This is a genomic window from Aeromonas sp. s6 (genome assembly GCF_040907815.1).
GTDB lineage: Bacteria > Pseudomonadota > Gammaproteobacteria > Enterobacterales > Aeromonadaceae > Aeromonas > Aeromonas caviae.
The window spans coordinates 61,683-75,020 of the sequence record NZ_JBFOCN010000123.1; the positions used below are offsets into that span (position 1 = coordinate 61,683).

The following is a 13,338-nucleotide window of genomic DNA, read 5'->3' on the forward strand; positions in this document are numbered from 1 at the left end:
TTTTACATGCCACAAGCATGGTGCGAAGAGAGGGACTCGAACCCTCACACCCGGGGGGCACTAACACCTGAAGCTAGCGCGTCTACCAATTCCGCCACCTTCGCACATCGGGTTATCAGTCTGGATTTACATGCTGTCTGACAAAAGCATGGTGCGAAGAGAGGGACTCGAACCCTCACACCCGGGGGGCACTAACACCTGAAGCTAGCGCGTCTACCAATTCCGCCACCTTCGCACATCGGGTTATCAGTCTGAATTTACATGCCGTCTGATAAGAGCATGTTGCAATATGGTGCGAAGAGAGGGACTCGAACCCTCACATCCGTGGGACACTAACACCTGAAGCTAGCGCGTCTACCAATTCCGCCACCTTCGCATCACTGCGGTGGGGGATTCTATAGAGTTTTGGGGGGGCGTCAACAGCCAAAGGGGACTTTTTTCGCTGTTGACGGATAAAGGCGTGCCAAGGGCACAAAACTTCAGCAATCGGCGTCAGACGGTGGCCAGCGCATCCTGATACATCTGTTCGTACAGGATGACGGAGTCTGCCCAGTCGAAGCGGGTGTTCATGGCGTGGTGTTGCACACGGGCAAAACGTGCCGGCTCCTGCAGATAATGGAGCAGGCTGCGGCGCATGGCATCGAGCAAGGTGCTGGCAGTGGGATCGTTGAAGCAGAAACCGGTCGCGTGCGCCGGGTCAGCATCCCAGTCCACGACGGTATCTTTCAATCCGCCGACGGCCCGCACCAGGGGCAGGGTACCATAGGCCAGACTGTACATCTGGTTGAGCCCGCATGGCTCGAACAGAGAAGGCATCAGGAAGAAGTCGGCGCCAGCCTCCACCAGGTGGGCCAGGCGGTCGTCATAGGCATTGATGAAGGCAAACTTGTCGGGATGCTGCTGGGCAATGCTCTGCAACTGGGCGGCGAGAGAGGGATCACCGGAGCCCACAATTACCACCTGGACCTGATGCTGCAAGAACTTGTCTAGCGCCGGGATGAGCAGGTGTACTCCTTTCTGCTCGGTCAGTCGACACACCATGCCATAGATGGGGAGGTTGCCGACGGGGAGCCCCGTCTCCTGCTGCAGGATGCGCTTGCAGGTGTGTTTGCCATCCAGGTTGTCGGCATCATAGGTGGCGGGCAACAGAGGATCGAAGGCGGGATCCCAGTCCTGATAGTCACAGCCGTTGAGGATGCCACGCAGGTCAGCAGCCCGCTGCTGGAATACGCTGGCCATGCCGTGAGCGCCCAGGTGCGTCAGCAGCTCGCTGGCGTAGTTGGGGCTGACCGCATTGATCTTGTCTGCGTAGAGCACACCGCACTTGAGCAGATTGATGTGACCATAGTCGTAGTTGATGCGCTGCTCGTAGTCGTGGATTTCCGGCACGGCCCAGAACTGCTGGCGATCGAATACCCCCTGAAAGGCCGCGTTGTGAATGCTGATGACCGACCGGGTGCGCTGGAAGAAGGGGTTGTGGGCATGACGGGTTTTCAGCAGCAGCGGCAGCAGACCGGTGTGCCAGTCGTTGCAGTGGGCGATGTCGGGAGCGAAACCCAGCTGTTCGCACGCATGCAGGGCCGCCGCGGCCAGAAAGGCAAAGCGTTCACCGTTGTCGGGATAGGCCTGGTTGTTCTCGGCATAGAGCTGGGGGCGGTCGAAATAGTGCGGGCAATCGAGCAGATAGACGCAGATCCCGTCCAGTTCCAGCTGATGGATGCGATAGCTGATATCACTGCGATCCTGGGGGGTGGGGAGCCAGCGCGAGGCGAGGAGGGTGGCCTCGTCCCGACGCTTGATGGTCTTGTAGAAGGGCATAATGATGCGCACATCGTGCCCCTGACGGGCGAGATGCTGCGGCAGGGCCTTGGCCACATCCGCCAGGCCCCCGGTCTTCACCAGCCCCTCAACCTCCGAGGCTACAAACAGGATTTTCAGTGGGTTAATAGCCAACTCTTGCTCCCTTAGGTACCACGACGATACCGCCTTCGGATACGGTAAACCGCTCTCTGTCATGGTCCAGATTCTCACCGATCACGGTGCCGGGTGCAATTTCAACGTTCTTGTCGATGATGGCGCGGCGAATGGAGCAACCTTCGCCGATTTTCACATCCCCCAGCAGCACGGATTCACTGATGTGGCTGCAGGGGCCTATGTTGCAGCGAAATCCCAGTATGGATCGCTGGATCTGGCTGCCCTGAATGAAGCAGCCACCGGAGATCAGGGAGTTGGCGATCTTGACCTTGCAGTCGTCGGTATCGATGAAGGTGGCGGGGGGCAGGGGCGGGTAATGGGTGTGCAGCGGCCACTTGCGATTGTAGAGAGAGAAGGGGGCATCGTCGGCCACCAGGTCCATGTGCGCCTGCCAGTAAGAGTCGAGCGTTCCCACATCGCGCCAGTAGACATTGGGCTTCTCGCCCGGGATCACGTTGGTGCTGTAGTCGTAGACATAGACGGGGGCACGGGGGAACAGGCTGGGAATGATGTCCTTGCCGAAATCGTGACTGGAGTTCTCCTCGGCGGCATCCCGCTTGAGCTCCCGATAGAGGGCCTCGGTCTCGAAGATGTAGTTGCCCATGGAGACCAGGGCCTGGGTGGGGTCGCCGGGGATGTGTTTCGGGTGACGGGGCTTTTCTTCAAAGCCAATCATGCGCCCTTCCTGATCCACCTCGATCACCCCGAAGGCGCTTGCTTCCTCGATGGGCATGCGCAGTGCCGCGACGGTCAGGGCGGCCGCTTTCTGCTTGTGGAAGCTCACCATCTGGCTCACGTCCATCTTGTAGATGTGATCGGAGCCGAAGATGCAGACGTGCTCGGGGTCGGAGATCTCGATGAAGCGCAGGTTCTGGTAAATGGCGTCTGCGGTGCCGTCATACCAGCGTTTGCCCATTCGCATCTGGGCCGGAATGGGGTCGATGAAGCGATCCGTGATGCCGACGATGTTCCAGCCCTTCTTCATGTGCAGGTAAAGAGACTGGGACTTGAACTGGGTGAGTACATAGATGCGCAGGAAGTCGGCGTTGACGAAGTTGTTGAGCACGAAGTCGATCAACCGGTAACTGCCGCCAAAGGGTACGGAGGGTTTGCTGCGGGTGGTGGTCAGCGGTTGCAGTCGGGTACCTTCACCGCCTGCCAGTATCATGGTGAGTATGCCTGCCATCGTCGTTCTCTCCCTGAGATCATGATGTTGAAAAGGTTTTCATGTTGCTGCGAAAAAAACACCCCTAAAGGGGTGGTAAACGTTTTCTTGGTACCTTAACAGATCCCGTCTGGCACTCTCTACTTGTTTTATTACAACCGTTGCACTTCTTTAAGCTTTGCTCAGATACACCTTGAATTTGGCATCGCCCGCGATCACCTCGGTCTGTTTGAAGTGCGCATCCAGTATAGGCTGGTATCGCAGGAAGGCATTGGCGACTATGGTCAGGGCGCCATTTGCGGTCAGGTACTCAGGTGCCTTTGCCAGGAAGGTTTCGGTGGCGGCGTAGAAGGTTTTGAGCCCGGCATGGAAGGGGGGATTCGAGACAATCTGTTGGAATGTTTCGGCAATGTCGGAATAGACATCGGAGGCATGAACACGCCCGCTCAGACCGTTGACCGCCAGGGTTCGGCGGCTGGACTCCAGTGCCAGGGCATTGATATCCACCATGGTGACGGCCAGGGCCGGGTTGCGCTTGGCCAGCACGGAACCGATGACGCCGGCGCCGCAGCCAAAGTCGAGCAGCTTGCCCGTCACGGGGGGGAGGCTCGCCAGCAGCATCTGGGTGCCGAGATCCAGGCCGTCTGCACTGAAGACCCCGGGCAGGGCCATGACGGTCAGGGTGGTGTCGCCCGCCTGGCACTCATAGCGACTGAACCAGGCGTCCAGCTCGAAGGGGACGACCGGTTTGTCGAGCGTGCCGTGGTAGAGAGAGCAGCGGCGCGCAGAGTCGCGCTTGATCGGTTTCTCGCCATAAGGTGCCAGCAGCTTGTCTGCCCCGTTGATGCCGCCCCGGTTCTCGCCGGCGAGGAACAGGTCGGCCCCGCTTTCGAGCAGCGGCGTCATCATGGCCAGCAGGTATTGCGCCTCGGCTTTGGCCTTGGGCATCAGCAGCAGCAGGGCATCGAATCGGGGGGCGCCACCTAGCTGGTGATCGAACAGGATGGCGTCTTCCAGAGCAGCCTGCTGGCTACGGTAATAGCAGTAATCCGTGGTGAAGACGGTCAGGCTTTGTGCCAGCTCGGCCAGTTGACGAGGATAATCATCCTCCAGGGCACCGCACACCAACAGCCGCTTGCCGACAAAGAGGGCTTGGTTACGTTCCAGCATCTGACTGACGGCACTGACAGGACGGCTCATTGGGTCTCTCCACGCATTTTGGGGCGGCCATTATACATGGCCGCTTTCGCCTTGACATTTATGCCGTGTTCCCGAAATATGCCCAGACGCCTTATTTACCCAGAGATGATGCAATGCGGTCATGCGTATCGAAACGAAAGCATAAACACAGCCTGACAATCGGGCCTGCTGGCGTGCGCGCGTAACCTCTCATCCCTGAGACGATTCAAGCCCCGGTAGCGACTCCCGTACCGGGGCTTTTTATTGACCAATCCATCTGTTTAGGAGAAGGAAATCCCATGTTTCAAGGTTCGATAGTTGCCCTGATCACCCCATTTCGACAGGGCCAGCTGGACGAGGCCGCACTGGCTCGCCTGGTGGAGTGGCACATAGAGCAGGGAACCCATGGCATAGTGCCGGTCGGCACGACCGGGGAGAGCCCGACCCTGACCCACGATGAGCATTGCCGCGTGGTGGAGCTGGTGGTCAAGCTGGTGGCCGGGCGCATTCCCGTGATCGCAGGTGCAGGCTCCAACAACCCGGTTGAAGCCATTGAATACACCCGCTATGCCGAGCAGATGGGAGCGGATGCCACCCTGCATGTGGCGGGTTACTACAACCGCCCCAATCAGGAAGGGCTCTACCACCACTTCAAGGCGGTTCACGACGCCACCACCAAACCCATCATCGTCTACAACATTCCGCCCCGCGCCATCGTTGACGTGCAGCCGGCGACCCTGGCCCGTCTGGCCGAGTTGCCGCGCATTGCCGGCGTGAAGGATGCCACCGGTGATCTGGCCCGCCCCTGGGTTGAACGCCAGCTCATCAAGAAGCCGTTTGCCTGGCTCTCCGGTGAAGATGCCACCGCCGTGGCCTACAACATCGGTGGTGGCCAGGGTTGCATCTCGGTGACGGCCAACGTGGCCCCCAAGCTGGTGGCCGAGGTGCAGAACCTGGCGCTGGCCGGTGAGTGGCAAGCTGCCCGCGAATTGCAGGACAAGCTCATTCCGCTGCACCAGGCCATGTTCGCCGAGCCGAGCCCCGCAGGGGCCAAGTATGCGGTCTCTCTGCTGGGTCTGTGCAGCGAAGAGTGCCGTCTGCCGGTGATGCCGCTCTCCGAGGCCACCCGCGAGCGCATCCGCAGTGCCATGCAGGCATTGAATCTGTTGTAAAAACTGGGCTCTGGATCTCGCTTTTGATTGCCCGGTCAATTAATGGCCGGGCTTTGCCGATATACTCGCTTGGATACAACCAAGGATGATTTGGCATGGAAGAATGGGATCCGGAGCACTTCACCAGTTTTGAACATCTCTGTGAAGTGACCTTGTCTGCGGTCAGGGAAAAAACAGAGGCTGAACAGATCTATCTGTGGCTGCGTGCTCCGACGCCCCAGCTCTATCACTATCGCCCGGAACAGGGTCTGCTCTGCCTGAGCGCCGACATCCTCTCTTCCCTCGAATTGCCCATCCTCTTCATCGAACGTTCCCTTGCGCTCGGCCAGTTGCTGGTGGAGCCCATCGCGCCGACCCGTGCCATCTGGGAGCGGGAGAGCGTAGAACCCGAGATCCCGCGCCTGCGTGCCAGCTTCCCCCTCAAGCGTCACAAAGGGCTGGAGGCCGTGGTCTATCTGGAAACCCGCCGTCGTCTCGATCGCCTGCCAAGACGCCAGCAACAGAGCATCCAGCTGCTCATGCATTATCTCGCCGCCGAGCTCGAGAGTCGGCGACTCGCGGGACAGGTGGATCTGGAGCGGGATCAGCGGCTCCACACCCAGGCAGACCTCGTGCGCAGCCAGGCCCTGCAGGACTCCTTCCTCAGCATGCTGCAGGCGCTGCATCAGGTGGGGGTCAAGCTCTCCCGCTGCGAGAGCGAGGATCGTCTGCTGCACGACGCGGTGGCACTGGCCCGCCAGGAGTTGCAGTTCGATCGCATCGCCATCTTCCTGACTGACAGTGAATTCAAGACCATGCACGGTACCTGGGGTACCAACGAGGCGGGTGAGCTCATCGACGAGCGCCATTTCATCAGCCCCATTCCGGATCACCCCACAGTGCAGGAGGCGCTGCGTCGTAAGGACTATGTCCTGGTGCTGGAGGACACGCCTCTCTATTACGAGAAGCAGGAGGTGGGTCGCGGCTGGAACGCCATGGTGTCGCTCTGGGACGGGAGTACCCCCATCGGCTGGATCGCCGCCGACAACCTGCTCTGGCGGCGCCCCCTCAAGGCGTATCAGAGCGAGATCTTCAAGCAGTATGCCGCCGTGCTCTCCCAGTTGCTGATCCGCCAGCGCACCCAGGAGAAGCTTGAGCGCTTCAATCGGGAGCTGGAGCTGAGGGTGCAGGAGCGGACCCGGCAACTGGCCGATACCAACCGGGCGCTGGAGGAGGCCAACCGGCGCCTCTCTCTGCTGTCTTTGGAAGATCCCCTGACTGGCATCGCCAACCGCCGCCAATGGGACATCACCATGGAACGGGAGTGGGAGCGGGCTCGCCGCCATCAGGGCGTGCTGGCGGTGCTGATGATCGATGTGGACGAGTTCAAGTCCTACAACGATCACTTCGGCCACGGCAAGGGGGATCAGTGCCTGCAGCGGGTGGCGGCACTGCTGCAGGATACCGAGCGGCGGCGTACCAACCTGGTGGCCCGCTATGGGGGGGAGGAGTTTGTCATCCTGCTGTGTTCACCGCAGCCGGGAGAGGCGGAGCGGCTGGCGGAGCAGATCCACCACGGCCTTGACGCCTTGCAGATTCCCCATCCGGCCTCCCGGGTGGCGGCGACACTCACCGTCAGCATCGGGTTCAGCTATCTGGTCCCGTCATCGGACAAGGAGTGGCAAACCCTGACCGAGCAGGCGGATCAGGCACTCTATCACGCCAAATCCCAAGGGCGGGCCTGTACCCTGGCCTATCGCTGACACCTGCGTGGGGGCTGCCTGCCCGGCATCAGATCCATGCTGATCTGTATACGTGTGTGCTTTCAGATCCACGCAGCTCTGTATAAATGAGGTGGCAAGCGTTTCTCGCCATCTGGCGCATGGCGATGCGCCCGCGCTCTGGCTAGAATGGGGGCCCATTTTTCACAGACAGATCCTGCACCATGACCCTATCCGGATTTCAAGGCCTGGTTTTCGACCTCGACGGCACTCTGGTGGACTCCATGCCCTTGCACCTGGCCGCCTGGGAGCACACCGCCCGCGAGTTTGGCTTTCGGTTCGACGCCGACTGGTTTTATGAGCTGGGAGGCATGCCCAGCCGCAAGATAGCCCTGCTGGTGGCCGAAGTGCAGCAGATCGCGCTGGATCCCCTGGTGGTGACACGCTGCAAGACCGAACACTATGTCGCCAACCTGCACAAGGCCACCCCCTTCCCGGCCATGCTGGATCTGGTGGAACGCTATCACGGCCGGATCCCCATGGGCATAGGGACAGGTTCTCCCCGTATCAATGCCGAAGCGGTGCTGCGCAACACAGGGCTGGATCGGTATTTCCCCGTGATGGTCACCGCCGACGACGTGGAGCTGCACAAACCCCATCCAGACACCTTCCTGCTGGTGGCGCGACGCCTGGGGGTCGAGCCCGGTCAATGTCTGGTGTTCGAGGATACGGGCATAGGCGCACAGGCCGGTGAAGCGGCCGGCATGCAGGTTTGCATGGTCAGAGAGGGAAAACCGGTCGGGTTGACCTACTGAGTGACGAAGACGAGCGGGTCAACAACCGGCTCGGGAGAGAAGCCCCACTCTCATACGGGACAGGCGAAACATGAGAGTGGGGAGCAGATGTCACTGGCTGACGCAGCGACACCGTCAGGATGGGCGGGGGCGAGATTTACTGCTCGCTGCCGCCACCCTGGTTGTCGTCATAACGGCTGGGGGCGCCATGGGGGCGCGGCGCCATGGAAACCCGTGGCTTGCGGGCTCGCTGGATGCTGACGGCAGGACGGCCGGAGTGCATGGCAATGGTGGAAATCTTGGCCTTGTAGACCAGTTGCTGATTGCCATGGGCATCGGTCAACAGCACGCTGTACTGGTCAAAACCGCTGATGGTCCCCTCCAGCTTGATGCCGCTCACCAGGAAGATGGCGACCTGGCTACGGTTTTTGCGCAACCAGTTGAGGGCAGAATCTTGCCCGTTCCCGAGGGAGAAGGCCTGCTCGATAGTGGAGTAGCTTGGGGATTCAGTTGTCATAAATTATTGTCCCGCGGAAAAAAAGTGGCGTTTGATTGTGCTAAATGGGCACTGCCTTGTCAAAGTCATTCTCACACCCGGGCAGGATGGACAACGACAGGGCTGGTCGGCAGGGGCCGCTGCTGCAATAATTGGCGGCTCTGGCCCCGTGGCGGGCCTCATGCTGGGGTCTTATCTTGCATCCGGTTTCACACCAACATCCACCCACCTATACCCATGACGCGACCGCCTGCGAAGAGTGTGATCTGCTGGTGCCGGCCACCGAGCTGGCCGTGGGGGAGACGAGCAGTTGTCCGCGCTGCGGCCATACCCTGACTCGTCATCTGCCTGAGCAGGAGCGCAGGCCTATCGCCTATGGCTTTGCGGCCATCATCATGTTCGTGCTCTCCAACGCCTTTACCTTCATGTCGTTCTCGGCCAAGGGGGTGGGGCAGGAGATGACCTTCCTGCAGTGCATCACCACCCTGGTGGACCAAGGCTACCTGTTCCTCGGGGCCGTGCTGAGCATTACCCTGATCGGGTTGCCGCTGGTCTATATCGGTTCCATCATGCTGGTGCTGTGGCGCCTGGACAAGGATCTGCACAGCAAGGCCCTGCGCTCCCTTGGCCGCCTGCTGTGCCGGATCAAGCCCTGGCTGATGGTGGACGTCTTCCTCATCGGCGTGCTCATCTCTCTGGTGAAGCTGATGGGGATGGCCGACATCAAGATGGGACTGTCGTTCTGGGCCTTCGTTGGCTACACCCTGCTGCTCATCAAGATGATCTCCTCCCTGGATCGGATGTGGCTGTGGCAGCGGCTGTTCGGCCCGACGGCGGCGAGGGAGCTGGATCCCGAGGAGAGCGCCCTGTCGTGCGGTCTGGTGGGCTGTCACATCTGCGGCGCCCTGAACGAGCAGGATGCCCATAGTTGCGTTCGCTGCGGGGATCACCTGCACAGCCGCAAGCCGGGTGGTCTGAACCGCACCTGGGCCCTGCTGATCACTTCGGTGATCCTCTATATCCCAGCCAACCTGTATCCCATCATGGACACCGTGTTCCTGGGGGATGACAGCCCCTCGACCATCATGGGCGGGGTGGTGCTGCTGTGGGCCATGGGCTCCTACCCCATTGCCGCCGTCATCTTCTTCGCGAGCGTGGTGGTGCCGCTGGTGAAGATCCTGGCGCTGCTGTGGCTCTGCTACGTGGTGCAGCGCGGCCAGGGGGCATCTCCCCTCGGCAAGCTCAAACTCTATCGCATGACCGAATTTGTGGGGCGCTGGTCGATGATCGACGTCTTCGTGGTGGCCATCCTGGCCGGTCTCATCCGGCTCGACAATCTGATGACCATCTACCCTGGCCCTGCGGCCGTCGCCTTTGCCGGGGTCGTACTGGTCACCATGGTGGCTGCCATGAGTTTTGATTCCCGCCTGATCTGGGATTTACAACAAGGAGAACGCGAACGTGAGTGAGCGTAAGACAAGGTGGAAACCGGGCTCTGATTTCATGAGTTCGGCTGCCGCTATCTGGATGGTGCCCTTGCTGGCCCTCTTCATCGGCGCCTGGATGCTGTTCCAGCACTGGTATTCACAAGGGCCGAGCTTCACCCTGACGGTGGCGACCGCCGAGGGCATAGTGGCGGGCAAGACGGTGATCCGTTCTCGTGAAGTGGAGGTGGGCCGTATCGAGACGGTGGAGCTCAGCGAGGACTATAGCCATGCCGTGCTCAAGGCTCGCCTGACCAATGCCGCCGCCGGCATGCTCAAGAAAGACAGCCAGTTCTGGGTGGTCAAGCCCAGGGTCGGGCGTGAGGGCGTTTCCGGTCTTGGCACCTTGCTCTCCGGTGCCTATATCGAGCTTTCTCCCGGCAAGAAGGGCAGGGCGCGAAGCGAATACGCCATGCTGGACAGGCCGCCCTTGACATCCCTGGATGCCAGGGGATTGCGGCTATCCCTGTCCAGCCGGGATGCCAACGCGCTGGGCGCGGGTTCCCCCATCAGCTATCAGGGATTCACCATCGGTCAGGTCGAAGAGGCCAAATTCCTGCCCGAGAAGAGCGAGATGCAGTACCAGCTCTTCATCAACGCGCCTTATGACGTCCTGGTGAGCAGCAACTCCCGGTTCTGGTTGACGCCCGGCTTCGAGGTCTCCATGAGCAGCGAGGGGATGAAGGTGAAGATGGACTCGCTGGAGAGCCTGATCAACGGCGGCATCACCATGGGGCTGCCTCCCGGCTGGTTGCCGGGGGAGCCGGTGAAACAGAACGACGAGTTCGTGCTGTTCAAGGACGAGGAGAGCGTGCTGGCCGGTAGCCTGGATCAGTTCATCGACTATGTCTTCCTGTTCGACAATGACGTGGGCGGGCTGCATCCCGGCGCGGCGGTACAGTATCGCGGCATCCGGGTCGGTACCGTCATCTCGGCTCCCTATCTCATCGACGACAAGGGCGTCCAGCTATTCAAGAGCCGGCAGATCCCGGTGCTGGCGCGCATCGAGGTGCAGCGTCTCTCCCACCGTTATGCCAATGCGGAGAAGGAGCAGTGGCGGGCCCTGTTCAACAAGCAGTTCAAGGAAGGGCTGAGGGCTAGCCTCAAGACCGCCAGCCTGCTGACGGGGGGCAAGGTGATCGATCTGAACTTCTATCCGGATGCGCCTGTCTATCAGCCGCTCAAGATGGCGGGCTATCAGGTCTTCCCGACTGCCCAGGCCGGTCTGGATCAGATCGAACGCAAGGTGAACCTCATCCTCGACAAGTTCGTCGACATGGACATGGCCACCACCCTCACTCAGGTCAACAGCACCCTGATGACACTGGACAAGACGCTCAAGCATGTCAGTGCCGTGAGTGCGAATCTGGAGCAGTTTACCGGTCAGCAGTCGACCCAGCAGTTGCCGGCCTCCCTCAACCAGAGCCTCAAGCAGTTGCAGGAGACGTTGCAGACCTATGATGCCGGTTCCCAGACCAATCAGGAGCTGCGTCAGTCGGTGCAATCACTCAACCAGCTGATGAGTGAGTTGCAACCTCTGGTCCATTCACTGAACGAGCAGCCGAGTTCGCTGATCTTTGACCGCGCTCGTCCGCGGGATCCCGAGCCCAAGCGAGGAAAATGATGAAAAAACGGATGTTGACGCTGGCCTTGCTGGGCCTGCTGGCGGGATGTGGCAGTGCGCCGACGACGCTGCATTACTATTCGCTGGATGCTGACACGGCGCCGTCGAGTGTCACCACGGCGCAGCCGCAGCACCAGTTGGTGCTGCGCCCCGTCGCCCTGTCCGGTCAGCTTGACCGGATGAGCCTGGTCTATCAGCTGGAGGGCAAGGAGTTGCACTTTGCCGAGTACCATCGCTGGGCAGGTTCCCTCGATGCCCAGTTGAACCAGTTGACCCTCAATGGCCTCTCCAGCCGCTTGCCTGGCTGGGTGGTGCGTCAGGACGGGGCCCGCAAGGGGCCTGTGCTGAGCATCTCGGTCGAGCGTTTCCAGGGGCGGCACGACGGCCGCGCCCTGCTCAGCGGTCGCTGGCGCCTGCTGACGGAGGAGGGGGTCGTGTTGAGAGATGTTCCCTTCCAGCAGGAGCGGGTGCTGCCTGCCGATGGGTATGGCGCCCTGGTGAACGAGCTGGGACAGGGCTGGCAACTGTTGCTCGATCAGATTGCGGCGGATGTACGCACGCGCATCTGAGGAAGCATAAAAAAAGACGGGAGGCCATGGCCTCCCGTTTTGTTTGGGGTCGTCGTTATTGCTGTACTTCCGAGACGCCCTGTACCTTGACCTCTACCCGGCGATCCGGGGCCAGGCAGACGATCAGCTCGCGCTTGGATTTGCTGGTGCAGCTGTCGCCGGTGACGGGAGACTGCTTGCCACGCCCTTCCACATTGACCTTGCCGGCCGGCAGGCCCTTGCCAATCAGGTAATCGGCCACGGTCCGGGCACGCTGCTCGGACAACTTCTGGTTGTAGGCCTCGGAGCCGATGCGGTCGGTATAGCCGATGACGGTGGCCGACCCGTCTTTGGGCCTGGCCTCTTCAATCTGGCTGTAGAGGGTATCCAGCGCCTGCCCGGCCTGGGGCTTGAGGGTGGCCTTGTTGAAGTCAAACAGCACGTCCGAGCTCAAGGTGAACTGCTTGTCGACCATCACGGGCTCGGGCGCGGGGGCGGGAGCAGCGACCGGCAGAGCCGGTGCAACCTGACCGAAGCGATAGACGGCGGCCAGGGAGAGCAGGCCGTTGTCCATGCGTAGGCCGGTATCGTCACGGCTGCCATACGGGGTGCTGTACTGGTATTCGAGGCGGGCTGCCCAATTCAGGCTCAGGGCATACTCCGCACCGAGCGCGCCGACGAAGGTGAAGCGGCTGTCGTTTTCCAGCTGATCGCTGTCGGTCCAGCCATAGCCGCCCCCGACACGGCCGTAAAGGTCCAGATTGTCCGCAACCGGGAACCCCAGTTTCAGCGTGAGCTGGGCCAGCTGGGCTTGCACGGAGTCATTGAAGGCCGCGCCATTGCGGGTGCCGCTGTACTTGAGCTTGCCAAGGTAGTCATAACCCAGTTCGACACCCAGATTCTGGTTGATCTGGTAACCGGCGAAGGCACCGGCGCCGACTTCATCGTCGTCTTTGTCGGTGATGGCGATGGAATTGCTCTCATCGACACCGTAGAAGTTGGACCAACCCAGTTTGGCACCGCCATACCAGGTGTTGTCTTGTCCGGCTGCCTGGGCGTTGGCCGCAAGCAAGCCTGAAACCAGCAAGGTAATCAGTGTTTTGTTCATAGATGCCTCTGCAATCTTGTGTGTGGGGAGCGCGAATTCATGTCGCCTCGCCTCGTGGGTTGGGCCTGTGTTCGACCACAACACGTTTAAACGT

10 protein-coding genes, 3 tRNA genes and 1 pseudogene are annotated in these 13,338 nt (G+C 60.7%); 6 read left to right on the forward strand and 8 right to left on the reverse strand.

Annotation, left to right across the window (positions count from 1 at the left end):
* Positions 1 to 18: 18 nt before the first annotated feature.
* The 6 genes and pseudogenes from AB5Y50_RS20955 to rsmC form a co-directional block, all read right to left on the reverse strand.
* Positions 19 to 104 (reverse strand) — tRNA-Leu (locus AB5Y50_RS20955).
* 45 nt (positions 105 to 149) lie between these two features.
* A tRNA-Leu gene (locus tag AB5Y50_RS20960) sits at positions 150 to 235 on the reverse strand.
* A gap of 55 nt (positions 236 to 290) precedes the next feature.
* A tRNA-Leu gene (locus AB5Y50_RS20965) sits at positions 291 to 376 on the reverse strand.
* Between the two features lie 116 nt (positions 377 to 492).
* The gene (gene glgA / locus AB5Y50_RS20970; protein WP_104452232.1) at positions 493 to 1,953 is read right to left on the reverse strand and encodes a glycogen synthase GlgA; all 1,461 of its coding nucleotides are present in this window, start codon (positions 1,951 to 1,953) and stop codon (positions 493 to 495) included.
* A pseudogene (glgC, locus tag AB5Y50_RS20975) lies at positions 1,943 to 3,163 on the reverse strand (glucose-1-phosphate adenylyltransferase); the annotation flags it as partial. The gene glgA and the pseudogene glgC, both read right to left, overlap by 11 nt.
* A gap of 147 nt (positions 3,164 to 3,310) precedes the next feature.
* Positions 3,311 to 4,339 carry a 16S rRNA (guanine(1207)-N(2))-methyltransferase RsmC gene (gene rsmC / locus AB5Y50_RS20980; protein ID WP_319882949.1) on the reverse strand — a complete coding sequence of 343 codons (1,029 nt, stop codon included), beginning with the start codon at positions 4,337 to 4,339 and terminating at the stop codon, positions 3,311 to 3,313.
* 278 nt (positions 4,340 to 4,617) lie between these two features.
* On the opposite strand from rsmC, the gene dapA reads away from it, so the two are divergent.
* The 3 genes from dapA to AB5Y50_RS20995 all read left to right on the forward strand — a co-directional run bounded on the left by dapA (position 4,618) and on the right by AB5Y50_RS20995 (position 8,005).
* Positions 4,618 to 5,490: a 4-hydroxy-tetrahydrodipicolinate synthase gene (dapA, locus tag AB5Y50_RS20985; RefSeq protein ID WP_039040606.1), complete on the forward strand. Its 873-nt coding sequence runs from the start codon at positions 4,618 to 4,620 to the stop codon at positions 5,488 to 5,490.
* A gap of 95 nt (positions 5,491 to 5,585) precedes the next feature.
* On the forward strand, positions 5,586 to 7,232 hold the full coding sequence (locus AB5Y50_RS20990) for a diguanylate cyclase (RefSeq protein ID WP_041211732.1): 1,647 nt from the start codon (positions 5,586 to 5,588) through the stop codon (positions 7,230 to 7,232).
* A 182-nt stretch (positions 7,233 to 7,414) separates the two neighbouring features.
* Positions 7,415 to 8,005, forward strand: a complete 591-nt coding sequence (locus AB5Y50_RS20995) for an HAD family phosphatase (RefSeq protein ID WP_226044733.1) — start codon at positions 7,415 to 7,417, stop codon at positions 8,003 to 8,005.
* Between the two features lie 136 nt (positions 8,006 to 8,141).
* On the opposite strand, the gene hfq is transcribed toward AB5Y50_RS20995, so the two are convergent.
* A complete protein-coding gene (hfq, locus tag AB5Y50_RS21000; RefSeq protein WP_039040603.1) occupies positions 8,142 to 8,501 on the reverse strand; it encodes an RNA chaperone Hfq in 360 nt (119 codons plus the stop codon).
* A 176-nt stretch (positions 8,502 to 8,677) separates the two neighbouring features.
* On the opposite strand from hfq, the gene AB5Y50_RS21005 reads away from it, so the two are divergent.
* The 3 genes from AB5Y50_RS21005 to AB5Y50_RS21015 are packed head-to-tail and all read left to right on the forward strand — an operon-like array spanning position 8,678 to position 12,157.
* On the forward strand, positions 8,678 to 9,949 hold the full coding sequence (locus AB5Y50_RS21005; RefSeq protein ID WP_049636120.1) for a paraquat-inducible protein A: 1,272 nt from the start codon (positions 8,678 to 8,680) through the stop codon (positions 9,947 to 9,949).
* On the forward strand, positions 9,942 to 11,588 hold the full coding sequence (gene pqiB / locus AB5Y50_RS21010; protein WP_049636119.1) for an intermembrane transport protein PqiB: 1,647 nt from the start codon (positions 9,942 to 9,944) through the stop codon (positions 11,586 to 11,588). Before AB5Y50_RS21005 ends, pqiB begins: the two co-directional genes overlap by 8 nt.
* Positions 11,588 to 12,157, forward strand: coding sequence for a membrane integrity-associated transporter subunit PqiC (locus AB5Y50_RS21015; protein ID WP_010675747.1), 570 nt, complete (start codon positions 11,588 to 11,590; stop codon positions 12,155 to 12,157). The genes pqiB and AB5Y50_RS21015 overlap by 1 nt, the downstream gene beginning before the upstream one ends.
* A 55-nt stretch (positions 12,158 to 12,212) precedes the next feature.
* Here the strand turns inward: AB5Y50_RS21015 and ompA are convergent, their stop codons facing one another.
* Positions 12,213 to 13,244, reverse strand: coding sequence for a porin OmpA (ompA, locus tag AB5Y50_RS21020; protein WP_049636118.1), 1,032 nt, complete (start codon positions 13,242 to 13,244; stop codon positions 12,213 to 12,215).
* Positions 13,245 to 13,338: the final 94 nt, after the last annotated feature.